General features: G+C 72.7%; 16 protein-coding genes and 1 pseudogene. 5 read left to right on the top strand and 12 right to left on the bottom strand.

Annotated elements, in window-relative coordinates:
* Window positions 1-9 precede the first annotated feature (9 nt).
* On the bottom strand, window positions 10-3,006 hold the full coding sequence (uvrA, locus tag FLM69_RS01305; protein ID WP_141842753.1) for an excinuclease ABC subunit UvrA: 2,997 nt from the start codon (window positions 3,004-3,006) through the stop codon (window positions 10-12).
* Between the two features lie 113 nt (window positions 3,007-3,119).
* On the opposite strand from uvrA, the gene FLM69_RS01300 reads away from it, so the two are divergent.
* Entirely contained in the window at window positions 3,120-3,800 is a 681-nt protein-coding gene (locus FLM69_RS01300) for an MBL fold metallo-hydrolase (RefSeq protein WP_141842751.1), read from the top strand.
* A 30-nt stretch (window positions 3,801-3,830) separates the two neighbouring features.
* On the opposite strand, the gene FLM69_RS01295 is transcribed toward FLM69_RS01300, so the two are convergent.
* Window positions 3,831-4,754 carry a methyltransferase domain-containing protein gene (locus tag FLM69_RS01295; protein WP_141842749.1) on the bottom strand — a complete coding sequence of 308 codons (924 nt, stop codon included), beginning with the start codon at window positions 4,752-4,754 and terminating at the stop codon, window positions 3,831-3,833.
* Between the two features lie 42 nt (window positions 4,755-4,796).
* Between FLM69_RS01295 and FLM69_RS01290 the strand changes: the two genes are divergently transcribed.
* On the top strand, window positions 4,797-7,430 hold the full coding sequence (locus tag FLM69_RS01290; RefSeq protein WP_141842748.1) for an RNA helicase: 2,634 nt from the start codon (window positions 4,797-4,799) through the stop codon (window positions 7,428-7,430).
* 32 nt (window positions 7,431-7,462) lie between these two features.
* Window positions 7,463-8,929 carry an alpha/beta fold hydrolase gene (locus FLM69_RS01285; protein WP_036315316.1) on the top strand — a complete coding sequence of 489 codons (1,467 nt, stop codon included), beginning with the start codon at window positions 7,463-7,465 and terminating at the stop codon, window positions 8,927-8,929.
* A 53-nt stretch (window positions 8,930-8,982) separates the two neighbouring features.
* Here the strand turns inward: FLM69_RS01285 and FLM69_RS01280 are convergent, their stop codons facing one another.
* The 7 genes and pseudogenes from FLM69_RS01280 to coaE (FLM69_RS01250) all read right to left on the bottom strand — a co-directional run bounded on the left by FLM69_RS01280 (window position 8,983) and on the right by coaE (FLM69_RS01250) (window position 17,834).
* Complete coding sequence (locus FLM69_RS01280) at window positions 8,983-10,242, bottom strand: TerC family protein (protein WP_041102710.1); 1,260 nt, start codon at window positions 10,240-10,242, stop codon at window positions 8,983-8,985.
* A gap of 16 nt (window positions 10,243-10,258) precedes the next feature.
* Window positions 10,259-11,128, bottom strand: a pseudogene (locus FLM69_RS01275) (TerC/Alx family metal homeostasis membrane protein); the annotation flags it as partial.
* A 49-nt stretch (window positions 11,129-11,177) separates the two neighbouring features.
* Window positions 11,178-11,942: a hypothetical protein gene (locus FLM69_RS01270; protein WP_061867947.1), complete on the bottom strand. Its 765-nt coding sequence runs from the start codon at window positions 11,940-11,942 to the stop codon at window positions 11,178-11,180.
* Entirely contained in the window at window positions 11,939-12,577 is a 639-nt protein-coding gene (locus tag FLM69_RS01265) for a SatD family protein (RefSeq protein ID WP_044658956.1), read from the bottom strand. Before FLM69_RS01265 ends, FLM69_RS01270 begins: the two co-directional genes overlap by 4 nt.
* A 76-nt stretch (window positions 12,578-12,653) precedes the next feature.
* Window positions 12,654-14,783, bottom strand: coding sequence for an excinuclease ABC subunit UvrB (gene uvrB, locus FLM69_RS01260; protein ID WP_100058001.1), 2,130 nt, complete (start codon window positions 14,781-14,783; stop codon window positions 12,654-12,656).
* A 37-nt stretch (window positions 14,784-14,820) separates the two neighbouring features.
* Window positions 14,821-15,468 (bottom strand): dephospho-CoA kinase, encoded by a 648-nt coding sequence (gene coaE, locus FLM69_RS01255; RefSeq protein ID WP_036315330.1) that lies wholly within the window; start codon window positions 15,466-15,468, stop codon window positions 14,821-14,823.
* The gene (coaE, locus tag FLM69_RS01250; protein WP_041102705.1) at window positions 15,465-17,834 is read right to left on the bottom strand and encodes a dephospho-CoA kinase; all 2,370 of its coding nucleotides are present in this window, start codon (window positions 17,832-17,834) and stop codon (window positions 15,465-15,467) included. Before coaE (FLM69_RS01250) ends, coaE (FLM69_RS01255) begins: the two co-directional genes overlap by 4 nt.
* A gap of 154 nt (window positions 17,835-17,988) precedes the next feature.
* Here coaE (FLM69_RS01250) and FLM69_RS01245 point away from each other — a divergent pair, with 154 nt between their 5' ends.
* Both FLM69_RS01245 and FLM69_RS11665 read left to right on the top strand, forming a co-directional pair.
* Complete coding sequence (locus tag FLM69_RS01245) at window positions 17,989-18,690, top strand: YigZ family protein (protein WP_061867946.1); 702 nt, start codon at window positions 17,989-17,991, stop codon at window positions 18,688-18,690.
* Window positions 18,683-19,900 (top strand): class I SAM-dependent methyltransferase, encoded by a 1,218-nt coding sequence (locus tag FLM69_RS11665; RefSeq protein WP_270618442.1) that lies wholly within the window; start codon window positions 18,683-18,685, stop codon window positions 19,898-19,900. Before FLM69_RS01245 ends, FLM69_RS11665 begins: the two co-directional genes overlap by 8 nt.
* Window positions 19,901-20,035: 135 nt before the next feature.
* On the opposite strand, the gene rpsA is transcribed toward FLM69_RS11665, so the two are convergent.
* The 3 genes from rpsA to polA form a co-directional block, all read right to left on the bottom strand.
* Entirely contained in the window at window positions 20,036-21,493 is a 1,458-nt protein-coding gene (gene rpsA, locus FLM69_RS01235) for a 30S ribosomal protein S1 (protein WP_061867945.1), read from the bottom strand.
* A 141-nt stretch (window positions 21,494-21,634) separates the two neighbouring features.
* Window positions 21,635-23,008: a GNAT family N-acetyltransferase gene (locus FLM69_RS01230; protein ID WP_061867944.1), complete on the bottom strand. Its 1,374-nt coding sequence runs from the start codon at window positions 23,006-23,008 to the stop codon at window positions 21,635-21,637.
* The gene (gene polA / locus FLM69_RS01225) at window positions 22,992-25,805 is read right to left on the bottom strand and encodes a DNA polymerase I (protein ID WP_036382757.1); all 2,814 of its coding nucleotides are present in this window, start codon (window positions 25,803-25,805) and stop codon (window positions 22,992-22,994) included. The genes FLM69_RS01230 and polA overlap by 17 nt, the downstream gene beginning before the upstream one ends.
* Window positions 25,806-25,833 lie beyond the last annotated feature (28 nt).

Genomic DNA, 25,833 nt, shown 5'->3' with positions numbered 1-25,833 from the left:
GGGTCCATGCTACGCGAGCAGCTCCGCGAGGAACCGGCCCGTGTGGCTCTCCGCGACGTGTGCGACCTCCTCCGGCGTGCCCGTGGCCACGATCGTGCCGCCCCCGGAGCCGCCCTCGGGGCCGAGGTCGATCACGTGGTCCGCGCTCTTGATCACGTCGAGGTTGTGCTCGATGGTGAGCACCGTGTTGCCCTTGTCCACGAGGGACTGGAGCACGTGCAGGAGCTTGCGGATGTCGTCGAAGTGCAGCCCCGTGGTCGGCTCGTCCAGCACGTAGATGGTGCGGCCGTTGGAGCGCTTCTGGAGCTCGGCCGCCAGCTTCACGCGCTGGGCCTCGCCGCCCGAGAGCGTGGTGGCGGGCTGGCCCAGGCGGACGTAGCCCAGACCGACGTCGACGAGCGTGTCCAGGTACCGCGAGATGCGGGTGTACGCGCTGAAGAAGTCCGCGGCCTCCTCGATCGGCATGTCGAGGACCTCGGCGATGTTCTTGCCCTTGTAGGTGACCTCGAGCGTCTCCCGGTTGTACCGGGCCCCGTGGCACACCTCGCACGGCACGTAGACGTCCGGCAGGAAGTTCATCTCGATCTTGAGCGTGCCGTCGCCCGCGCACGCCTCGCAGCGCCCGCCCTTGATGTTGAAGGAGAACCGGCCCTGCTGGTAGCCCCGGACCTTCGCCTCGGGGGTCTCCGCGAAGAGCTTGCGGATCGCGTCGAACACGCCCGTGTAGGTGGCGGGGTTGGAGCGTGGCGTGCGCCCGATGGGGCTCTGGTCCACGTGGACCACCTTGTCCAGGTGCTCGAGTCCCTCCACGGACCGGTGCCGGCCGGGCACGAGCTTGGCGCCGTTGAGCCGGTTGGCCAGGACCTTGTAGAGGATCTCGTTGATCAGCGTGGACTTGCCGGAGCCGGACACGCCCGTCACGGCCGTGAGGACCCCGAGCGGGACCTCCACCGAGACGTCCTTCAGGTTGTTCTCCTGGGCGCCGCGGACCGTCAGCACGCGCCCCTTCTCCGGGACGCGACGCCGCTCCGGCACCGCGATGGAGCGGCGGCCGGAGAGGTAGTCGCCGGTGACGGACCGCGTGTTCGCCTTGAGGTCCGCCAGGGAGCCCGAGTGCACGACCTCGCCGCCGTGCTCGCCCGCGCGAGGGCCGATGTCCACGATCCAGTCCGCCTCGGCGATCGTGTCCTCGTCGTGCTCGACGACGATGAGGGTGTTGCCGAGGTCCCGCAGGCGCAGGAGGGTCTCGATGAGGCGGCGGTTGTCCCGCTGGTGCAGGCCGATGGACGGCTCGTCGAGGACGTAGAGGACGCCGACCAGCCCGGAGCCGATCTGCGTGGCCAGGCGGATGCGCTGGGCCTCGCCGCCGGAGAGGGTGCCGGCCGGCCGCTCGAGGTTGAGGTACTCGAGGCCGACGTCCAGCAGGAACGCCAGCCGGGCCAGGATCTCCTTGAGCACCTGGTCCGCGATCTGCCGCTCCCGGTCCGTCAGCCGCAGCCCCGAGAAGAACTCCATGGCCTCGCGCATGGGCAGGCGGGTGGCGTCCGCGATGGACAGGCCGCCCACGAGCACGTTCAGGACCGTGGGGTTGAGGCGGGCCCCGTGGCACGCCGGGCACGGGATCTCCCGCATGAACGACTCGTAGCGCTCGCGGGCGCCGTCCGACTCGGTCTCCCCGTGCTTGCGCATCACGTAGGGGATGACGCCCTCGAAGCCCGTGGTGTAGCGGCGCTCGCGGCCGAACCGGTTGCGGAACGTCACCTCCACCTTGAAGTCCTTGCCGTGCAGGACGGCGTCGCGCTCCGCCTCCGTCAGGTCCTTCCACGGGGTGTCCAGGGAGAAGCCCATCTCCTTGCCCAGCCCGCCGAGCACGCGCAGCCAGTAGTCCGAGGTGGACTTGCCGAGCGACCACGGCACGACGGCGCCCTCGCGCAGGGACAGCTCGTCGTTGGCGACGACGAGGTCCGGGTCCACCTGCAGGCGGGAGCCGATGCCGGTGCACTCGGGGCACGCGCCGAACGGGTTGTTGAAGGAGAACGAGCGCGGCTCGATCTCGTCCACGGTCTGCTCGTGCCCGTTGGGGCAGGAGAGCTTCTCGGAGAACGAGCGGTACCGGGGGTTGCCCTCGGCGTCCCGCCCGCCGAACTCCGCGGTGTTCTTCTTGGCCTTCTCGGCGACCGGCTCCACGTCCACGAACTCGGCGACGACGAGGCCGTCCGCCAGCTTCAGGGCGGTCTCCACCGAGTCGGTGAGGCGCTGGCGGATGCCCTCCTTCATGGCGAGGCGGTCCACGACGACGGCGATGGTGTGCTTGACCTGCTTCTTCAGCACGGGCGGGTCCGAGAGCTGGACGGTCTCCCCGTCCACGACGGCGCGGGCGAAGCCCTGCGTGGACAGGTCCTGGAACAGGTCCACGAACTCGCCCTTGCGGCCGCGGACCACGGGCGCGAGCACCTGGAAGCGGGTGCGCTCGGGCAGCTCCTCGAGCTGGTCCACGATCTGCTGCGGGGTCTGCCGGCTCACCGGCTCCCCGCACTGCGGGCAGTGCGGCACCCCGACGCGCGCCCAGAGCAGGCGCATGTAGTCGTAGATCTCGGTGATGGTCCCCACCGTGGAGCGCGGGTTGCGGTTGGTGGACTTCTGGTCGATGGACACGGCCGGGGACAGGCCCTCGATGAAGTCCACGTCCGGCTTGTCCACCCGGCCCAGGAACATGCGGGCGTAGGAGGAGAGCGACTCGACGTAGCGTCGCTGGCCCTCGGCGAAGATCGTGTCGAAGGCCAGGGAGGACTTGCCCGAGCCGGACAGACCCGTGAACACGACCATGGCGTCCCGCGGGAAGCTGACGTCCACGTCCTTCAGGTTGTGCTCGCGGGCGCCCTGGACGACGATGCGGTCCCGCTCGCCCGAGCGCGCGCCGCCGGGGCCGGAGGCGAGGCCGCCGAAGTGGGTCTCGACGGCGGAGGAGACGGTGGTGGAGACGGTGGTGGAGGAGTTCTTGGGCACGCGGCCAGCATAGGGGCGGCACGGACACGACATCGGGGTCTCGCCTGTGGGCGAACCCACCGCGGGCCGGGCCCGCCCTGGCGCCTCGCCGCCCCGTCCGTACAATGTTGCGCATGCCCGAGACCGCCCGGAACCGCCTCCTGCACGATCTGCCCGCCGTCACGGTGCGCACCTGCTCCGTGTCGGAGATGGACAACAACGTGTACCTGCTCACCTCCAAGACCACGGGGGCGCAGGTGCTGATCGACGCCGCCGACGACGCCGAGGCCATCCGCGACCTCATCGCCTCGGCCGCGGACGACACCCCGTGCGAGCCGCGCCTCGAGATGATCGTCACCACGCACCGGCACTGGGACCACGTGCGCGCACTGCCGGCGCTGGCGTCCCTGACCGGGGCCCGCACGGCGGCCGGCGAGGACGACGCCGACGCGATCGCCGAGGCCACGGGGGTCGCCCCCGACGTGCGCCTGCGCCACGGGGACACCGTGGGGGCCGACGGGCTCCGGCTCGAGGTGGTGGCCCTGCGCGGCCACACGCCCGGGTCCATCGCGCTGGTGTGCCGCCCCGAGGCGGACGAGCCGGCCGTGCTCTTCACCGGCGACTCCCTCTTCCCGGGCGGGGTGGGCAACACCGAGGGCGACGACGGCCGGTTCCGTCAGCTGTTCACGGACGTCACCGAGCGGATCTTCGACGCGTTCGACGACGACGTGGTGGTCCACCCCGGCCACGGCGCCTCCACGACCCTGGGCGCCGAGCGCCCCCACCTGCCGGAGTGGGCCGAGCGCGGCTGGTGACGGCCCGCCCGGGCACTCCCGGGCCCGGCGTCAGGCCGGCTTCTGCCCGACCATGAACAGGCGCCGGGCCGGGAAGATCGTCACCGGGCCGCCGTCGTCGGCCGTGACGCCGGGCACCGGCGGGTACGCCTCGCGCATGGCGGCGCGGTACCGGTCCACGAACGCCTCGAGCAGCCCGGCGCCCTCGGCGGCGCCCTCCTCGGCGTCCCAGCGGGCCAGGGCCTGCAGGCTCGGTCGCAGGGCCGCGCCGGAGGTCCACCGGAACACCGGGTCCTCGCCCGTCAGCACCTGCTGGTACTCCGTCTCCCAGACCACCGGGGACCACCCCGCCTCGAGGAACAGCCGCGTGTACTCCTCGGGCGGCGCCACGGTGCGGGTCGTCGCCACCCCGTGCAGCGGCTCGGAGAAGGCCGGGTCCTCCGCCAGCGCCACGATCGCCGCGTGGGAGGGCTGCTCGTAGGGCCGCGGGATCTGCGCCGCGAACCACGCCCCCGGCGTGAGGTCCCCGAGCCAGCGCCGGATCAGGCGACGGTGCGTCGGGATCCACTGGAGCATCGCGTTGGACACCACGACGTCCGTCGCCCTCGACGGGCGCCACTGCGAGGCGTCGACCGCCTCGAAGCGCAGGTTGGCGGGGGCACCCGTGCGGGCCGCCTGCTCCCGGGCCCGCTCGAGCATCGCGGGCGAGTCGTCCAGACCGATCACCTCGGCGTCCGGCCAGCGCTCGGCCAGCGTCCGGGTCAGGGTCCCCGGGCCGCAGCCCAGGTCCACCACGACGCGCGGGGCCTCGGCGCGCACGCGCCCCACCAGGTCGTAGAAGGGGCGGGCGCGGTGTTCGGCGAAGCCCTCGTACTGCGCGGGATCCCAGGTGAACCCCCCGCCCTGTCGGCCGGTCACGTCCCCCACGACGGCGTCGGTGTCCGGGTGCGGGCTCTCGGGCGCGATCTGACTCATGGCGGCACCGTATCGCGCGGAGCGGCCGATACCCTGGGGGCGATGACTTCTGCCGCCACGAACCCGCCCTCGCTGACCGACCGCATCGACGCGCTCCCGCCGGCCCCGGACGCCGACGACGTCTTCGGGGCCTTCGCGGCCTGGACCGAGGACCGCGGGATCTCGCTCTACCCCGCCCAGGAGGAGGCCGCCCTCGAGCTCGTCCAGGGCCGGCACGTGATCCTGGCGACGCCCACCGGCTCCGGCAAGTCCCTGGTGGCGCTGGCCGCGCACGCCGACGCGCTCGCCCACGACGCCGTCTCCTACTACACGGCGCCGATCAAGGCGCTCGTCTCGGAGAAGTTCTTCGCGCTGGTGGACGTGTTCGGCGCGGAGAACGTCGGCATGGTCACGGGCGACTCCACCGTCAACGGTGACGCGCCCATCATCTGCTGCACCGCCGAGATCCTCGCCAACCGCGCGCTGCGCGAGGGCTCGGGCATGGAGATCGGCACCGTGGTGATGGACGAGTTCCACTACTACGCGGACCCCTCCCGCGGCTGGGCCTGGCAGGTGCCCCTCCTCGAGCTGCCGCAGGCCCGGTTCCTGCTGATGTCGGCCACCCTCGGCGACACGACCCGCCTCGAGGCGGACCTGACCGAGCGCACCGGGCGCGAGGTCGCCGTCGTCGCCCACGCGGAGCGCCCCATCCCGCTGACGTTCGAGTGGTCCGAGGTGCCGCTGCAGGAGAAGGTCGAGGAGTTCGTGAGCACCCACCAGGCACCGGTGTACATCGTGCACTTCTCGCAGCTGGACGCCGTGGAGACGGCCCAGGGTCTGTCCTCGATCTCGGTGACGTCCAGGGAGGAGAAGGAGGCGATCGCCGCGCGGATCGCCGGCTTCCGCTTCTCCGCGGGCTTCGGGCACACCCTGAACCGCCTCGTCCGGGCGGGCATCGGCGTGCACCACGCGGGCATGCTGCCCAAGTACCGCCGCCTCGTGGAGAAGCTGGCCCAGGACGGGCTGCTCAAGGTCATCTGCGGCACGGACACGCTGGGCGTCGGGATCAACGTGCCGATCCGCACCGTGCTGCTCACCGCGCTCTCCAAGTTCGACGGCGAGAAGACCCGCCTGCTCCAGGCCCGCGAGTTCCACCAGATCGCCGGCCGGGCGGGCCGGGCCGGCTTCGACACCTCCGGCACCGTGGTGGTCCAGGCCCCCGAGCACGTGATCGAGAACAAGGCGGCCGAGCGCAAGGCCGCGGCGAAGTTCGCGAACGTCAAGGACGAGGCCGAGCGGGCCAAGCGCATGAAGCAGTCCGTGAAGTCCGGCAAGCGCAAGACCCCGCCGGCCGGCTTCGTCTCGTGGGGGCCGGCGACGTTCGAGCGCCTCGTCTCCGCCGAGCCGGAGCCGCTGGTCTCCCGCATGCGGATCACGCACTCCATGCTGCTGAACATCCTCGACCGGCCCGGCGACCCGGTCATCGCGGTCCGGCGCCTGCTGCGCGGCACCCACGAGACCCCGGCCCGCCAGGCGGTGCTCATGCGCCGCGCGCTCGGGATCTTCCAGGAGCTGTTGGCCACGGGCGTCGTCGAGCGTCTGCCCGAGCCGGACGCCGAGGGCCGCACCGTGGACCTCACGGTGGACCTGCAGCCGGACTTCGCGCTCAACCAGCCGCTCTCCCCCTTCGCCCTCGCCGCGCTCGACCTGCTGGACCCGGCCGATCCCGACCACGCGCTCGACGTCGTCTCCGTGATCGAGGCGACCCTCGACCCGCCGCGCCAGGTGCTCTCCGCCCAGGTCAAGCACGCCAAGGGCGAGGCCGTGGCCGCCATGAAGGCCGAGGGCATGGACTACAACGACCGCATGCGGGCCCTCGACGAGATCACCCACCCGCGGCCGCTGGCCGAGCTCCTCGAGCAGCAGTTCGAGCTCTACCGGCAGGACGCCCCGTGGCTCGCGGAGTTCGAGCTGACCCCCAAGTCCGTGGTGCGCGACATGTTCGAGCGGGCCATGGGCTTCGGCGACTACGTGCGGTTCTACGGGATCGCCCGGTCCGAGGGCGTGCTGCTGCGCTACCTCACGGACGCGGTCAAGGCACTGCGCCACACCGTCCCCGAGGCGGCCCGCACCGAGGAGCTCCAGGTGCTGCTGGACTGGCTCGACGAGATGGTGAAGCAGACCGACTCGTCCCTCCTGGAGGAGTGGGAGGACCTGGTGGCCGGGGACATCGACGAGCTGCGCCGGGACATGGAGGCGCTCGAGCCGCCGGCCCCGCCTCGCCTGACGGACAACGAGCCCGTGTTCCGGGTGATGGTCCGCAACGCGATGTTCCAGCGGGTGCGCCTGTTCGGCGACGAGCGGGACGAGGCGCTCGCGCGCCTGTCCGGCGAGCTGTCCGCCGACGACTGGGCCGACGCCCTCGACGCCTACTTCGACGACCACGAGGACATCGACGACGGCCCCGCCGCGCGCGGCCCCGAGCTGTTCCGCGTGGCCGCGGCCCCCGACGTCGCCGCCCCGCTGGAGCTGGCCGGCCCGCGCTGGTGGGCGGTGCGGCAGGTCCTGAAGGACCCGGACGGGGACCTGGACCACGGGATCAACGCCGTGGTCGACCTGGACGCCTCCGACGAGGCGGGCCATCCCGTGATCCGGGTGGTCTCCGTGGGCGCGCCCGAGTCCGGGTGGGGCCTGTGAGCGCCGGGGACGCTCGGGCGGCAGGACGGCCCGTGGCGGGCGACCCGCGCGGCTTCGCTCCCCTCGAGCCGGCCCGCCACCGCGTGGGCGAGCGCACCGAGCTCTACGACGGCACCGTCACGGTGGACCACTGGTTCTCGGTGCCGATCGACCACGCGCTGGGCCTCGCCGAGGCCGAGGCGCAGGACGCGGCGGGCACCGGCGTCGGGCCGCACGGGCGCGGCACGCTGACCGTCTTCGCCCGCGAGATCCGGGCGAAGGACGACCCCGAGGGCGAGCGCCCCTGGGCCCTGTACCTCCAGGGTGGCCCCGGCAGTGCCGGGCCCCGCCCGGCGCGCCTGAGCGGCTGGCTCGGCGCGCTGGCCGAGAGCCACCGCGTGCTGCTGCTGGACCAGCGCGGCACGGGGCGTTCGACCCCGGCCACTGTGGCGACCCTGACCGCCCCGGGCGCCTTCGCCACGGACGAGGCGCGCGCCGAGCACCTGGTGCACCTGCGGGCGCCCTCGATCGTGCGGGACGCCGAGATGCTGCGCCTCGCCCTCGGCGCCGGGCCGTGGACCACACTGGGCCAGAGCTTCGGCGGGTTCTGCACGCTGAGCTATCTCTCCTTCCACCCGGAGGGCCTGCAGCGCAGCCTGGTGACCGGCGGCCTCGCCCCGCTCACCGGCCACGCCGACCGGGTCTACCGGGCCACCTACGCCCGGATGCGCGCCCGCACCGAGGAGTTCTTCGACCGGCACCCGGCCGACCGCGACGCGTGGTCGGAGGCCGTGGGGCTGATCCGCGCCGCCGAGGCCGCGGGCGCCCCGATCCCCCTGCCCGGCGGCGGGCCGCTCACCGTGGGACGGGCCCAGGGTCTGGGCATGCTGCTGGGCGGCAACACCCGCGTGGACCGCCTGCACTGGGTCCTCGCCGAGGCCGTGGACCGCACCGGACCCGCGCCGCGCCTGTCCGAGACGTTCCTGGCCGCCGTCGCCGACCAGGACGACCGCCTCGTCAACCCGCTCTACACCGTGCTGCACGAGGCGATCTACGCGCAGCCGGCGGACCTGGCCGGCGGCCGGGCGGACACCGGCTGGTCGGCGTCCCGGATGCTCGCCGAGCACCCGGACTTCGACCCGGAGGCGACCACGGTCCCGCTGCCCACGGGCGAACACGTCATGCCCTGGTCCGTCGAGGTCGACCCCCGGCTGCGGCCCCTGGCCGGCACGGCGCGGCTGCTCGCCGAGCGCACGCAGTGGGGCCCGCTCTACGACGTGGCTGCCCTGGCGCAGAACACCGTCCCCGTGGCCGCCGCGGTCTACGCCGACGACGTGTACGTGGACCGGGACCTCTCGCTCGAGACCGCGCGGCGCGTCCGCGGCCTGCAGGTGTGGGAGACCGACGCCTTCCACCACGACGGCATCGCCGACGACGGGCCGGCGATCCTCGACCGGCTCCTGGCGATGACCGCGGCGGACGGCGCCGGGACGACGACGGCCCCCGACCCGGTCGACTGACCGGCCCGGGGGCCCGGGCGCCGGCGGAGCACTCCCCCGGTGCCGTGATCGGCTCAGACGGTGGGCCCGTCCTGTCGCACGATCTGCTCGGAGACCCCGCGCGCGTCGTCGTCACGGGGATCGGCGAGCCGGGTCTCGTGGGCCGTGCGGATGATGGCCGACCACGCGTCCTTGTGCTCGAGCAGCTGGTCGCGCCAGCGCTGGTCCAGGGCCTCGGCCCGGGCCGTCCAGCGGTCCATCAGGGCGGCGGCGCGCTCGCGCTCGGCCGGGTCGGCGTCCTCGGCCAGCTTCGAGTACCGATACGAGTACTTCTCGGCGTTCTGCAGCGCCCGCAGGGCCTGGCCCTTCGGCGAGGCCAGGGAGATCGCCACGGTGATCGCCAGGATCACGACGACGACCACGAGGGACAGCGTCGTGGGGATCTCGACGACGGGCACGTTCTCGCCGCCGTTGATGAACGGCAGGTTGTTCTCGTGCAGGGCGTGCAGGATCAGCTTCACGCCGATGAACGCCAGCAGCGCGGAGAGCCCGTAGGCCAGGTAGACGAGGCGGTCGAGCAGGCCGTCGATCAGGAAGTACAGCTGGCGCAGGCCCATGAGCGAGAACGCCGTGGCGGTGAAGACGATGTACGCCTCCTGGGTCACGCCGAAGATCGCGGGGATGGAGTCGAAGGCGAAGAGGATGTCCGTGGCGCCGATCGCGATCATCACGAGGAGCATCGGCGTCATGAGGCGCTTGCCGTCCACCGTCGTGAAGAGGCGGTCGCCGTCGAACTGCTCGGAGGCGGGCAGGAACCGCTTGACGAGGCGGACCATCACGTTGTCCGCCTCGTCCTGGGCGCCCTCGGCGTCGCCGGACATCTCGCCCTTGAGCTGGCCGCCGGCGATGATCAGCAGGAACAGGCCGAAGAGGTAGAACACGTCCGACCACGCGGCGATGACGGCGGCGCCCAGCAGGATGAACAAGGTGCGCGAGATCAGCGCGAACGTGATGCCGAACAGCAGCACCTTCTGCTGGTAGTCGCGGGGCACGCGGAAGCTGGCCATGATGACCAGGAAGACGAACAGGTTGTCGACGCTGAGCGCCTTCTCCAGCAGGTAGCCGGTGTAGTACTCGACCGCGTGCTGGGTGTCGCCGAAGGCGAAGAACACGAGGCCGAAGATGAGCGCGAGGCCGACGTAGACGCCGGACCAGATCGCGGCCTCCCGGATCGTCGGCGTGTGCGCCTTGCGGACATGGGCGAAGTAGTCGAATGCGAGGAGGCCGACGATCAGCGCGATCGTCAGGCCCCAGGTCAGGCCGTTGATTTCCACGGGTCACCTCTCGGCGTCAAGGGTCGGGACGGTGCCGCAAGTCTCTCCGCCCGCCGCGACCGCGGCCCGGGCCCCTGTGTCCGGCCGACGGCGCGCTCTCGGCGGCCGCGGCGTGCTGACGTCCACAGTGTTCGGGATACTCCCCTACGTCGCCGGTCAGTCTACCCGGTCGCACGACGACGCCCCGACCCGCGGCGGGCGGAGCGGGGCGTCGTCGGGCCCGCTGGCGCAGGCCCATGAGGGCGAAGATATTGGCGGTCAGGACGATGAACCAGTTCTGGGTGAGGCCGAAGATCGCCGGGATGGAGTCCACCGCGAACATCACGTCCGTCAGGCCGATCGTGATGAACACGACCACCATGGGGGTGAACATGCGCCGGCCGTCCACGGTGGTGCGCAGTCGGTTGCCGTCGTAGTCCGGCGCCACGTTGAGGCGGCGGGTCAGGCGGGCCACGACGCCCGGCTCGGACTCCTCGTCCCCGCCGTCGTCCTTGAGCTGCTGCCAGGCGGTCCAGAGCAGGAAGGCGCCGAAGATGTAGAACTCCCACGTCAGGTGCTCGATGGCGACGGCGCCGACCGCGATGAACACCGCGCGGGCGATCAGCGCGATGATGATGCCCACCATCAGCACCTCCTGCTGGTAGCGGCGGGGCACCTGGAACTTGGCCATGATGATGAGGAACACGAACAGGTTGTCCACGCTGAGGCTGTACTCGGTGACCCAGCCGGCGAGGAACTCGGTGCCGTGCTGCGCATCGCCCAGGGCGAAGAGCAGCCCCGCGAAGAGCAGCCCCGCGAAGAGCAGCCCCGCGAAGACCAGCGCCAGCGCCACGTAGAACCCGATCCACAGGCCGGCCTCCTTCATGGAGGGCTCGTGGGGGCCGCGCCAGTCTAGACGGGTGCGGTCCCGCGCGCGGATGCGGGTGGGCCCGGTCTCAGGCTGCGCCGGGGGCGGTCAAGCCGAGGGCGAGCCAGACGACGACGGCGCCGGCGGCGGCCAGGCCCCAGCTGGCGAGGGAGCCGATGAGGAACTCCTCCGCGCGCGAGCCGGCTCCGCGGTCCGCCGAGATCTCCGGGAAGCGCACGATGCCCTTGGCCGCCATCAGGGCCGCGATCACCGGATAGGCCTGCGCGAGCCCCAGGACGACCATGAGCAGTCGCTCCATGGGCCCGATGTAGCGACCGCCGCGCAGGCCGTCGGCCGCGGGGTCCGTGGGCGCGGCGGACGGCACGGTCGTGGGCTCCGCCGCGGGGTCCTCCGCCTCCTCGTCGCCCCCGTCGGCGGACCGGCCCGCCAGGGCGAGGACCGCGCGGGTGACCCGGTTGCCGGTCTCGGTCAGCGCCACCGCCACCGCCGGCAGCGTGAGGGCCGGTGGCGCGGAGCGCAGGCCCGCGGGCGCCAGGGTCGACTCGAGCACGGCCACCAGGCCGACCGTGGCCACCACCGCGACCACCCCGAGCGGCCGGTCCGGGTGCAGCCACGTCCAGCCCATCAGCAGGCCGAGGGACACCAGGCCGCCGCCCACCGCGACGGCCACGCCGGTCGGCGCCAGCACGGCCACCAGCACCGCGGCGAGGACGGCGGCCACGGCCGCGCCGGCCCGGGCGAGCCACCGCCGCCGGGGGGCGGGCCAGGCGCCGGGCAGGACGGCGTCGAGCAGGTCGTGCAGCCCCAGGGCGAGCAGTGCGAGGGCGGTCACGGCGCGACCTCCGTCGCCGCGGCGGCGAGCTCGGCGTCCAGCTCGAGCAGCCGGCCGATCCCGGACCGCGCGACGGTCTGCGACACCGCGGACTGCGTGATCCGCTCCGCCCGTGCGGCCTCCGCCTGGGTCGCCCCGCCCAGCAGGGCTGCGGCGATCCGGCGTTCGCGGGCCTTGAGCCGGCCGAGGACGTGGTCGCGCAGCAGGGCGAGCCCGTCCACGGCGGCGGTGAGGGACGGGTCCGCGGCACGGAAGGCGGTCGCGGCGCCGGCGGCCCGCTCGTGCGCGTGCTCGACGGCCTCGCGGGCCCGATACCAGGCCGTGCCGTCCTCGATGCCGTCTCCGCCGGCGTCCAGGGCCCGCCGCTGCCCCAGGCCGATCCCGAAGCGCAGGTCGAGGCCCGGGGGCAGGGCGAGCGTGACGCGGACGGTCAGCCGGAGCGCGTCCGGCCAGGTGCGGTGCAGCGCCTGGAACTCGTCGCCGACGCTGGCCCAGGCGGGGCGCAGCGGCGGGACGTCCTGTTCCGCGGCCGCGAAGGCGGCCAGGATCTGCTCCTGCGCGCGCTCCCGGTCCGGGAGGGCGCGGGAGCCGACGATGTCCGCGATCACGGCCGCGACCGGGGGTGCTGCGCTCATGGCGTCACACTATCACTGATATGACGACATTCATCAGTGTTTTCATAACACCCTGGGTCGGCATCATGCCGGGTGGTCACTGCTCCCGCTTCATCTGCCGCAGCTCCTTCTTGAGCTCGCCGACCTCGTCGCGCAGGCGGGCGGCGAGCTCGAACTGCAGGTCCGCCGCCGCCTGGTGCATCTGCTTCGACATCTGCTCGATCAGATCGGCCAGGTCCTTGGCGGGCAGCGACGCCGGGTCCACCGCCGGAGCCTCGGTGCCCTCCCCTGTGGTCGCGTCCCGGTCCAGCGAGCTGAGGCCTCGGTGGCCCATGCCGAAGTCGAACCCGGACTTCACGCCGCCCATGCCCTTGAGGAAGTCGGCGGTGTCCGCGTCCTCCCGGGCCAGCTGGTCCGTGATGTCCGCGATGCGCTTGCGCAGCGGCTGGGGGTCGATCCCGTGCTCCTCGTTGTACGCGATCTGCACGGCCCGGCGCCGCTCGGTCTCGTCGATCGCCCGCCGCATGGAGTCCGTGACGTTGTCGGCGTACATGTGGACCTCGCCGGAGACGTTGCGGGCGGCGCGGCCGATGGTCTGGATGAGGGAGGTGGTGGAGCGCAGGAACCCCTCCTTGTCCGCGTCCAGGATCGCCACGAGCGAGACCTCGGGCAGGTCCAGGCCCTCGCGCAGCAGGTTGATGCCCACCAGCACGTCGAAGGTGCCCTTGCGCAGCTCCCGCAGCAGCTCCACGCGGCGCAGCGTGTCCACATCCGAGTGGAGGTACTCGACCTTCACCCCCGCCTCGAGCAGGTAGTCCGTGAGGTCCTCGGCCATGCGCTTAGTCAGCGTGGTCACCAGGACGCGCTCGTCCTTGGCCGTGCGCACGCGGATCTGCTCGAGCAGGTCGTCGATCTGCCCCTCGGTCGGCTTGACCACCACCTGCGGGTCCACCAGCCCGGTGGGCCGGATGATCTGCTCGACGTAGCCGTCCGCCTGGCCGAGCTCGTAGGCGCCCGGCGTCGCGGAGAGGTACACGGTCTGCCCGATCCGCTCGAGGAACTCGTCCCACTTCAGCGGGCGGTTGTCCATGGCCGAGGGCAGGCGGAAGCCGTGCTCCACGAGGGTGCGCTTGCGGGACATGTCCCCCTCGTACATCGCGCCGATCTGCGGGATGGTCACGTGGGACTCGTCCACCACGAGCAGGAAGTCGTCCGGGAAGTAGTCCAGCAGGCAGTGCGGGGCGGAGCCGGCGGGACGGCCGTCGATGTGGCGCGAGTAGTTCTCGATGCCGTTGCAGTAGCCCATCTGCTGCATCATCTCGAGGTCGTACGTGGTGCGCATGCGCAGCCGCTGCGCCTCGAGCAGCTTGTCCTGGGACTCCAGCTCCTGCAGCCGCTCCCGCAGCTCGTCCTCGATGGTGGTGATCGCCCGGCCCATGCGCTCGTCGCCGGCCACGTAGTGCGAGGCCGGGAAGATGTACATCTCCTCCTCCTCGCGCACCACCTGGCCGGTGAGCGGGTGCAGGGTCTGGATGGACTCGATCTCGTCCCCGAAGAACTCGATGCGCACCGCGAGCTCCTCGTACATGGGGATGATCTCCACGGTGTCCCCCCGCACCCGGAAGGTGCCGCGGTGGAAGTCGACGTCGTTGCGCACGTACTGCATCTGCACGAACCGCCGCAGGAGCACGTCCCGGTCCATCTCCGCACCGCGGCGCAGGGTGACCATCTGCTCGATGTACTCCTCGGGCGTGCCGAGGCCGTAGATGCAGGAGACGGTGGCCACCACGATCACGTCCCGCCGGGTCAGCAGCGCGTTCGTGGCCGAGTGGCGCAGCCGCTCGACCTCCTCGTTGATGGAGGAGTCCTTCTCGATGAAGGTGTCCGTCTGCGGGACGTACGCCTCGGGCTGGTAGTAGTCGTAGTAGGAGACGAAGTACTCGACCGCGTTGTTGGGCAGCAGCTCCCGGAACTCGTTGGCCAGCTGCGCCGCGAGCGTCTTGTTCTGCACCATCACCAGCGTGGGCCGCTGGAGGCGCTCGACGAGCCACGCCGTCGTCGCCGACTTGCCCGTGCCGGTGGCGCCCATCAGGACGACGTCCTTCTCCCCCGCCTCCACGCGCTCGGCGAGCTCGGCGATGGCCTTCGGCTGGTCACCGGAGGGCTGGTAGGGGGAGATGACCTCGAACGGGGCGACGACGCGGTTGATCTTCTGGGCCAGGCTCATGGCAGAACCCTACGTCGCGCCCCGGACACCCCGGCGGTCAGTCCGCCGAGGGCTCAGCCGCGCCGGGGGCGAGGAACCGGTCCCACACCTGGTTCGCCACGGACGCGAGCCGCTCGAGGTCGGCGTCGTTGACGATGACCACGTCCGCGACGGCGCGCCGCTGCTCGTCCGTGGCCTGGGCCGCGATCCGCGCCTCGGCGTCCGCGCGGCTCATGCCGCGGTCCTCCACCATCCGGCGCAGGCGCTCCTCGAGCGGGGCCTCCACCACGATCACGAGGTCGAACGCGTCCGCCTGCCCGGTCTCCACCAGCAGCGGCACGTCCTGGACCACGACGGCGTCCGGCCCGGCCTCGGCGACGATGCGCCGGGCCGCAGCCCGGATCCGGGGGTGCACGATGCGGTTCAGGCGCTGTCGGGCGCCCTCGTCCCCGAAGACGATGCGGGCCATCTCGACGCGGTCGAGCTCACCGTCCGCGGTGATGACGCGGTCCCCGAACTCGTCCTGGACGGCGGCCAGCCCGTCGGTGCCCTTCTCGAGGACCAGCCGGGCGAGGGCGTCCGAGTCCACCAGGAGCGCGCCACGCTCCTGCAGGACACGGGCCACCGCGGACTTGCCGGCGGCGATCCCGCCGGTCAGGCCCACATGGACGCGCGGCCGTTCGGCCACCGGGTCGGTCTCGGTCATACGCGCTCTCCTCGGGCGGCCTCGAGCTGAGGCTGGATCTTGGCCTCCCAGTATGCCCGGACGGCCTCCTGCAGGTCCTCGAGCGAGCCGTCGTTCTCGATCACGGTGTCCGCGATCTCGGCCCGCTCCTCGTCCGCCGCCTCCTCGTCGATGAAGGCCCAGGCCCGCTCGCGGGTCATGTCGTGGGACTCCATGAGCCGGGCGACGCGCACCTCGGCGGGAGCGGAGACGGCCAGCACCTGGTCGAAGTCCTGTCCGGAGCCGGTCTCGGCCAGCAGGGCCAGGTCGACCACCAGCACGGAGTCCTCGCCGATCTCGCGGGCCCGGCGGTTCGCCTCGTCGCGCACCGCCGGGGAGACGATCTCGTACATGCGCGTCCGGGCGGTCGAGCTCTCGGTGGTGAGCCGGTTGAGGGTGCGCGCGTCCAGGGTGCCGTCCGCGCGGACGATGTCCTCGCCGAAGACCGAGCGGAGCTCCTCGAGCACGGGGTTGCCGGGCACGAGGATCTCCCCCATCAGGTCGTCGAACTCCACGACGACGGCGCCCAGCCGCTCGAGCTCCGCGCCGACCTCGGTGCGGCCCGCGGCGATGCCGCCGGTCAGGCCGACGGTGACGAGGGCCTTGGCCGCGTCGATGCGCTGCTGGTGCCACGTCTTCGGGGTGTGCGTGTCGTTCTCCGGCTCGGTGCCGACCTCGAACTCGGGGCGGATCACGAAGTCCGAGACGTCCACGCCGTCCTCGGTGGCGCGGCGGCGGTACTCCTCGACCGGCAGCACCTGCTTCCACTGGCGGGTCCGCATGGGCCGCGCGGCACCCGCGTCCTCGCGCAGGGCCTGCAGCAGCAGTGCGGCCTGCGTGACGGTGATGAGCAGGATGGGCAGGCCGATCACGATGATGACCTCCTGCAGCGCCGCCAGGCCGTTCTCGCCCGCGGTGAGGATGATGGCCGCGCAGACCGCGCCGATGGACACGGCCCAGAACACGGACTGGCGGCGGGGCGCGGCATCCTCGTGGCCATTGGCCATCGCGTCCATCACGAGCGCGCCCGAGTCGATCGAGGTGATGAAGAACAGCGTGATGACCACGAGCGCCACGACCGCGGCCACCGTGTAGAGCGGCGTGCCCTGCAGGTGCTGGAACAGGGCGGCCTGGACGTTGCCGTCGGTGACGATCGTCTGCGTGAGGTCACCGCCCTGGCCCGGCGCCGGCGCGGTGGCGCGGTCCGACTGGAACGCGGAGTAGCCGTAGATGCCCATCCAGATGATGACGAACGCCGTGGGCAGGCCGAGGCCGGCCATGATGAAGGAGCGGATGGTGCGGCCGCGTGAGATGCGGGCGAAGAACATCCCCACGAAGGGCGCCCACGTCACGGTCCAGGCCCAGTAGAAAACGGTCCAGTCACCGGACCACTGGCCCGAGTTGTACGTGTCGTTGTAGGTGGAGAGCACGGGCAGCATGGAGGCGTACTCGCCGATCGCCTGCACGGTGCCGCGGATGACGTCCATGCTGGAGACGGCCCACATCAGGACGTACACGAGCAGGGCGATCGCCAGCAGGATGTTGGCGTAGGACAGCCGCTTGACGCCCTTGTCCATGCCGACCAGCACGGAGGCCGTGCCCACGGCGGTGACGACGGCCAGGATGAGCGCCTGGACCCAGCCGGCCACGGGGGTGCCCAGCACGTAGTTCATGCCCGCGTTGATCTGCAGGGCGCCCAGGCCCACGGACACGCCGAGGCCGAACACGGTGGAGACCACGGCGATGATGTCGATCGTCTTGCCGATGGGGCCGTGGATGCGATCGCCGAGGAGGGGCTGGAAGGCGGAGGACACGCGCGGGGGCAGCTTGCGCTTGTACGTGAAGTAGCCGAAGCACAGGCCCGGGACGAGCAGGATCGCCCACATGTGGATGCCGAAGTGGAAGTTCGCGATCGCCATGGCCTCCGAGGCCGCGCGGTCGGAGAACGGCTCCGTCCCCGCCATGGGCGGGTTGGCGTAGTGGTTCATCGGCTCCGCGATGCCCCAGAACATCAGCACCGCGCCGACGCCGGCGGCGAACATCATGCCGAACCAGGTCAGGCCGGAGTACTCCGGCACCGCGTCGTCGTCGCCGAGCTTGACCCGGCCGTACCGGGTCACGGCGAGGATGAACAGGAACGCCACCAGCAGGGTCAGGCTGAGGGTGTAGATCCAGCCGACGTCGTAGCGCAGCCAGCTCGAGACCACGCCGAAGGCCGCCTGGACCGGGCCAGGGAACAGGCCCATCGCGGCGGTGAAGAGCACGACCGCGGCGGCCGAGCCGAAGAAGATCGCCGGACTCGTGCGGAGCCCCAACGTGTCGTGCAGGCGAGTGAGCGGGGAAGTCATGAGTCTCCCGGGACAGGGTCGTGGGAGGCCCGCGGCGGCACGCGTGCTCGCTCACCGGTGGGCCGGTGCCGGGTGGCACGGTCTTCCACTGTACCGAAGCTCACGTCCGGGCTCGACGGCGTGCCCGTCCTCGGCCAGCCCCTAGGGTGGGGTCATGCCCGATCCCGCCCCCGCCCCGACCGCGCGCTGCACGGTCCTGCCGGCGTCCGCCCGCGACCCCGACGGCTGGCTGGAACGGGAGGTGGAGATCCGCCGCAGCCGCTTCCTCACCTACCTCGGGCGCGTCGAGGACGAGGCGCAGGCGCGCGAGATGGTCGCCGTCCTGCGGCGCCGGCACCACGACGCGCGGCACGTGTGCAGCGCGTTCGTCCTCGGCCCCGCCCGGGACCGGATGCGCTCCAGCGACGACGGCGAGCCCGCCGGCACGGCCGGCGTCCCCATGCTCGAGGCCGTCCTCCAGCGCGAGACCGCGCCGGGCCGGACCGACCTGACGGACGTGTGCGCCGTCGTCGTGCGCTGGTTCGGGGGGATCAAGCTGGGCGCCGGGGGCCTGGTGCGCGCCTACTCGGACTCGGTGTCCGGGGCACTCGACGCCGCCCCGCTGCGCACCCGCTCCCGGCTGGCCCTGCTCGCGGTGGAGGCGCCCCACACCGACGCCGGCCGGTGGGAGAACGAGCTGCGCGCGGCGGGCGTGTCCGTGCTGGAGGCGAGCTACGGCGCCGCGGGGGTCCGCCTGACGGTCGGCGTGCCGGACACCGAGGAGGACCGCGCGGTGTTCGCGGCGCGGCTCGCGGACGTCACGGCCGGCGCGGGCCATGCGGAACGGATGGGAGAGGACTGGGTGGACCATGAGTGAACCGCTGCCCCGGGGGGTCACCCCCGATGTCGCCCGCGGCGGGCTGCCGGACGACCTCACCGCGGGCGTGGACTTCGCGGCGCTGGACCGGTGGCCGCTGCCGCCCGAGCCCGACCGTCAGGCCCACGACGCGGCGGACCTGCTCCTGCTCGACACCCTGGCCGGATGGATCGCGAGCGGGCACGTCCCCGGCCCGGTGGCCGTGCTGGAGGACCGGCACGGCGCCCTGACCCTGCCCCTGCTCACGGCCGGTCACGACGTGCGGGTCCACCAGGACGACGCCTCCGCCGAGCGCTCGCTGGACGCGAACCTCGCCGCGTGGCGCGCCTCCGGTCGCCTCGGCGGGGAGACGGGCGAGCTCGAGCGGACGGCCACCCCCGAGGAGGCGGCCCGGGGAGCCCGGACGGTCCTGTTGCCACTGCCGCGCTCCATCGACGAGCTCGACCGGCTGTCCCGGATCGTGGCGGCCGCCGCCGACCCCGGCGTGGTCCTGCTGGCCGGCGGCCGCGACAAGCACATGAGTCCGCGCATGAACGCGGTGCTCGGCGCGGCGTTCGAGGACGTCGTCGCCGGACGGGGACGCCGCAAGGCGCGCGTGCTCACGGCCCGGGGCCCACGTCCCGGCGTGACCCCCCGGCCGCCGGAGGAGGCCGACCGCGACGTCCCCGGCGTGGGGCGCCTGCACCTGGTGGCCCACGCCGGCACCTTCGGCGGAGCCGCCGCCGACCCGGGCACCCGTCTGCTGCTCACCTCGCTCGCCGACGACCCGCGCCCGCCGGGGCGCGCCGTGGACCTGGGGTGCGGCAACGGGCTGCTCTCGGTCGGGGCGGCGCGGCTGTGGCCGCACGTCACCGTGCTGGCCACCGACCAGTCCGCCGTGGCGGTCGCCTCGACGCTCGCCACGGCCCGCGCGAACCGCGTGGCGGACCGCGTCCGGGCCGTGCGCGACGACGCCCTGACCACGTGGCCGGACGGGACGGAGGAGTGCGTGCTCCTGAATCCCCCGTTCCACGACGGCAACGCCGTGGACCCCTCCGTGGCGCACCGGCTGGTGGCGGCCGCGGCGCGGGTGCTGGAGCCGGGCGGCCGGCTGTGGTGTGTCTGGAACTCGCACCTGCGGTATCGGCCGATGTTGGAGGAGCTCGTCGGGCCGTCTCGGCAGACGGCGCGCGACCGCACGTTCACCGTGACGGTCTCCGAGCGCCGCTGAGCGCGGCCGTCGGGTCCCGTCCGCTCCCCCACGGCCAGCCCCCCGGGACGCGACGACGCCCCGCCCCTCCGGAGGGAGGGACGGGGCGTCGGGTGCTCGGCGCGGGCCGTCAGGGACGGTCACGCACCGCGGCGATCAGTTGCCGGTGAGCTTCTCGCGCAGGGCGGCGAGGGCCTCGTCGGAGGCCAGGGTGCCGCCGTCCGAGGACGGCGCCTCGGAGGAGTAGGACGAGCCGCCCAGGCTCGCACCGGCGTCGGCGCCGGCGGTGGCCTCCTCCTGGAGGGAGCGGCGCACCTGCTCCTTGTGGGCCTCCCAGCGGGCCTGAGCGTCGCCGTACTGCTGCTCCCAGGCGGCGCGCTCGGCCTCGAAGCCCTCCATCCACTCGTTGGTCTCGACGTCGAAGCCCTCGGGGTACTTGTAGTTGCCCTCCTCGTCGTACTCCGCGGCCATGCCGTAGAGCGCCGGGTCGAACTCGGTGCCCTCGGGGTCCACGCCCTCGTTGGCCTGCTTGAGGGACAGGGAGATGCGGCGACGCTCGAGGTCGATGTCGATGACCTTGACGAACAGCTCGTCGTTGACCGACACGACCTGCTCGGCGGTGTCGATGTGGCGCGAGGCCAGCTCCGAGATGTGCACGAGGCCCTCGATGCCGTCCTCCACGCGGACGAACGCGCCGAACGGCACGAGCTTGGTGACCTTGCCCGGCACGACCTGGCCGAGGGCGTGGGTGCGGGCGAAGAGCTGCCACGGGTCCTCCTGGGTCGCCTTCAGCGACAGGGAGACACGCTCGCGGTCCATGTCCACCTCGAGGACCTCGACGGTGACCTCCTGGCCCACCTCGACGACCTCGGACGGGTGGTCGATGTGCTTCCAGGACAGCTCGGAGACGTGCACGAGGCCGTCCACGCCGCCCAGGTCCACGAAGGCGCCGAAGTTGACGATGGAGGACACGGTGCCGTTGCGGACCTGGCCCTTCTCCAGCTTGTGGAGGAAGTTGGAGCGGACCTCGGACTGGGTCTGCTCGAGCCAGGCGCGGCGGGACAGGACCACGTTGTTGCGGTTCTTGTCCAGCTCGATGATCTTCGCCTCGAGCTTCTGGCCGATGTAGGGGGCCAGGTCGCGCACGCGGCGCATCTCCACGAGGGAGGCCGGGAGGAAGCCGCGCAGGCCGATGTCGAGGATGAGGCCGCCCTTGACCACCTCGATGACGGTGCCCTCGACGACGCCGTCCTCCTCCTTGATCTTCTCGATGTCGCCCCAGGCGCGCTCGTACTGGGCGCGCTTCTTCGAGAGGATCAGGCGACCCTCCTTGTCCTCCTTGGTGAGGACCAGGGCCTCGACGGTGTCGCCCACGGCCACGACCTCGTCCGGGTCCACGTCGTGCTTGATGGACAGCTCGCGGGACGGGATGACGCCCTCGGTCTTGTAGCCGATGTCGAGCAGGACCTCGTCGCGGTCCACCTTGACGACGGTGCCCTCGACGAGGTCGCCATCGTTGAAGTACTTGATGGTCGCGTCGATGGCGGCGAGCAGGTCCTCGGCAGAGCCGATGTCGTTGATGGCGACCTGCGGGGCGTTGGAAGTGGTGGTCATGTAGGAGGGACTCCGTTGGGATCGGGGGTCACGTCGGGATCGATGCCGCCGGTGGGCGGCATCCGGGCACCAGAGGGGCCCACCCGGCGTGGGTCGTGATGGACATGTATCAAATGCGCACGAATGTGCTCGTCCAGCGTATCAGAAGCCGACGAGGGTGTGCAGGGGTCGGCTGGGTCGCACAAGCCCGTCGAACGCCTCCGCCGCGCCGGCCCGCAGCTCCGCCACGACACCGGCCTCCGCCAGCACCGCGGCGCCGGCCCCGCGGGAGTGCCCGCCGAGCCAGAGCGCGGAGAACCGGGCAGCGTCGAGCCGGAGTCCCGCGCCCAGGCCCACGGCGTCGGCCGCGGGGCCCAACCGCTCGGCGGCGCCGCGCCCCTGGCGGACGGTGAGCCGCCACGTCCCGTCGATCGCGCCGAACGCGTCCTCGACGGCGACGACGACCTCCCCGTCGCCCGCCCAGCCACGGGCCGCCATGGCGGCGGGCAGGTTCAGGACCCGCAGGTACAGGTCGTCGGAGCCGCGGTGCCGACTCACCCGCCGCTCGTCGACGAAGAGCGCCTCGAGCCAACCGGGCTCGGGCGCGCGGCCCCACTCGATCCGCTCGACCAGGTCCAGCCGGGCCAGGTGGTGGACGAGCCCGCGCCGCGCGTCGGCGGTCGCCGCGAGGAACGCGGTGACGGTGATCGTGGGCGGCTCCTTCTCCCAGCCCTCGAACCGATACAGCGCGACGCCCTGGACCCGCCCGTCGTCGTCGCGGTGGACCGCCGCGTACAGCCCCGAGCCGCGCCCCTCGTTCCGACTCGCCTCGCGGTCCTCCCAGCGCGGCACGCTGAACGAGATCCGCTGGACCGAGCCCGGGGTGGCCGGCAACACCCGCCCGTACAGCTCGTCCACGAGGCCGGGGATCTCCCGCGGCTCCTCGACCGTGACCCGCCCACCGGCCGGGGCGCCCGTGAACGCGGGGGCGCCCGAGACGTCGATCCGCACGGCGTGCCACCGGGTGGCGGCCCCGAAGCCGAAGCGGCCGTAGATGGCGGCCTCGGTCGCGGTCAGGGCGGCCGCGCACAGGCCGGCGTCGCGGGCGTCCGCGAGGGACCTGAGCATCATGGCCCGCAGCACGCCGCGCCGGCGGGCGTCCGGCGAGACGGTCACGTCGGTGATCAGCCACGCGTCGGCGGTGCGGCCGGGCCACGTGGTCAGCGGCTGCACGAAGTCCTCGAAGGTGGCGGCGGGGCGGCGGGCCGCCGGGTCGTCCCCCGGCGCGTAGACGCCGAGCCGGCGCCGTCCGTCGGCCGCGTGGGCCTCGAGCTGCTGGCGGAGCGCGGCGCCCGTGGGCACCGTCTCGTAGAAGCCCCGTTCGACCGCGGCCGCGAAGTGCGATGCGGCGGGGTCCTCGGGGCCGAGGACCCCGAGGTCGCGCAGCGCGAGGCCGTACTCGCCGAGCCGGTCCTCGGCGGCGTCGGCCAGCCGCCGCAGCGACGGACCCTCCGGCGCGTCAGTGTGCGGCGTCATGCCAGCTCCTTCCCTGGCCGACGTGCACGTCGAGCGGCACGGAGAGCTCGGCGGCCCGGCCCATCCGCTCCTTCAGGAGCGCCGTGGCCTTCTCGAGCTCGGCGGCCGGGACCTCGAGGATGAGCTCGTCGTGGACCTGCAGCAGCAGGCGCGAGGCCAGCCCGTGCTCCTCGAGGCCGGCCTGCACGTCGAGCATCGCGCGCTTGATGATGTCCGCGGCCGAGCCCTGGATGGGGGCGTTGAGCGCGGCGCGCTCGGCCATGTCCCGCAGCTGACGGTTGTCCGAGCTGAGGTCCGGCAGGTAGCGGCGGCGCCCCTCGATCGTCGAGGTGTACCCGTCCTGTCGGGCCTGCGCGACGACGTCGCGCAGGTAGTCGCGCACGCCGCCGAAGCGGTCGAAGTAGCCCTTCATGAGGCCGCGCGCCTCATCCACCGAGATCTTCAGCTGCTTGGACAGCCCGAAGGAGGACAGCCCGTAGGCCAGGCCGTAGCTCATCGCCTTCACCTTGGCGCGCTGCTCGGCGGTGACGTCGTCCGGGTCCACCCCGAACACCTGCGAGCCGACGAACGAGTGCAGGTCCTCGCCCTCGCGGAAGGCCTGGATCAGCCCCTCGTCCTCGGACAGGTGCGCCATGATGCGCATCTCGATCTGGGAGTAGTCGGCCGAGAGCAGCACGGCCTGCTCCCCGGCCACCTCGTCCGCCACGAACACCTCACGGATGCGGCGGCCCGCCTCGGTGCGCACCGGGATGTTCTGGAGGTTCGGGTGCAGCGAGGACAGTCGGCCCGTGGCGGCGGCGGTCTGCGAGTAGGTGGTGTGGATGCGGCCGTCCGGGGCGACGGTCTCGAGCAGCCCCTCCACGGTCTGCCGGAGCTTCGTGGCGTCACGGTGGGCCATCAGGTTCTCGAGGAACGGGTGCCGGGTCTGCTCGAGCAGGTCCTGCAGCGAGTCCACGTCCGTGGAGTAGCCGGTCTTCGTCTTGCGCGTGCGCGGCATGTTGAGCCGCTCGAACAGCACCTCCTGCAGCTGCTTGGGCGAGCCGAGGTTGACCTGCATCCCGCCGGTCTCCTCCGCGACGGACGCCCACGCGGACTCCTTGGCGGCGTCGGCGGCGTCGGTGAAGTCCTCGCGCAGGCCGGTCAGGGCGTCGACGTCGACGGCGATGCCGGTCAGCTCCATCCGGGCGAGCAGCCGCGAGAGCGGGATCTCGAGCTCCTGCAGCAGCCGCTGGGCCCCGCGGTCGAGCACCTGGGGCGTGAACTGGGTGGAGAGACGGCGCACCACCCAGGCGGCCCGCACGGCGTCCGCGGCGCGGGCCGCGCGTTCGGCGGCGGCCTGACCCCCGTCGAGGTCGAACGTCCCCTGCGCCCGCTGCTGAGCGGGCTCGCGCGGGGCGGTGAGGGGGGTGTGCAGATGCGCCTCCGCCAGCGCCTCGAGCGAGGTGTCCCGCCGGTCCGGCTGGATCAGGTAGGCCGAGAGCAGCACGTCGTCCACCACGCCGTCCAGGGCCGCGTCCGGGCCGAGCCCGTCGCCCTCGGTGGGCGCGGCCAGCGCCTTGAGGGTGCGCTTGAGGTCGTGCACGGCCTTGGCCAGCCCGCCCTCGCCGAGGGCCTCGCGCACGGCGGCGACCAGCGCCGGGTCCGGGGCGTCGCCGTCGAGGGTGACGTGCAGGCCCGCGTGCTCGCCCACAAGCGCGACGCCGACGGGCGTGCCGAACGTGCCGGGCACGGGCACCTTGCGGCGGGGCAGCAGGGCCGGGCCCTCGACGTCCACGTGGACGCCGAGCAGGTTGCCGGCCTCTGCGGCGAGGAAGGCGCGCACGTCCTCGGCCGTCGTCGCCTCGGTGAACTCCGGGGCGGCCTCGACCTCGGGGGGCGGCGCGTCCTCGCCCACCCGCTCGCCGAACACCTCGAACACGCGCTCCCGGATGCGGTTGAACTGCAGCGCGTCGAACAGCTCCTCCACGGGCTCGCGCTCGGGCATCTCGAGCCGCATCGCCTCGAGCCCGATCGGCAGGTCGAGGTCGCGCACGAGGGCGTTGAGGCGGCGGTTGCGGCGCACGTCCTCGAGATGCTCGCGCAGCGCCTCCCCCTTCTTGCCCGTGATCTCATGCGCGTGCGCCAGCACGCCGTCCAGGTCCCCGTACTGCTTCAGCCATTTCGCGGCGAACCCGGGGCCGACGCCGGGCACGCCGGGCAGGTTGTCCGCGGCCTCGCCGACGAGGGCCGCGAGCTCGGGGTACTGGGCGGGGGCGACCCCGTACTTGGCCATGACGGCGTCCGCGTCCATCGGCGGGATGTCGGAGACGCCCTTCTTGGGGTAGAGCACGGTGGTGCGCTCGGAGATGAGCTGGAACGCGTCCCGGTCACCGGAGACGACGACGGCCTCCCACCCCGCCTCCTCGGCGCGCGCGGACAGCGTGGCCACGATGTCGTCGGCCTCGTAGCCCTCCAGCGTGAGCGTGGGGATGCCCAGTGCCTCCATGACCTTCACGGTCAGCTCGATCTGGCCCGCGAACTCCGCGGGCGTCTCGGAGCGGCCGGCCTTGTACTCCCCGTACTCCTCGGAGCGGAACGTGGGCCCGGAGAGGTCGAACGCCACGGCCACGTGCGTGGGCCGCTGCTGCCGGATCATGGTCAGGAGCATGGCGGTGAAGCCGTACACGGCGTTCGTGTGCTGGCCCGTGTCCGTGGCGAAGTTCTCGGCGGGCAGCGCGTAGAACGCGCGGAACGCCATCGAGTGCCCGTCCAGGACCAGCAGCCGCTGCGGGGCCTCTGGGGTCGGATCTGCCGCCATGGGTGCTCACGTCTCCTCTCGGCGCGCG

The organism is Micrococcus sp. R8502A1, from assembly GCF_006704135.1.
Taxonomy (GTDB): domain Bacteria; phylum Actinomycetota; class Actinomycetes; order Actinomycetales; family Micrococcaceae; genus Micrococcus; species Micrococcus luteus.
This window is presented reverse-complemented; position numbering and strand designations above follow the sequence as displayed.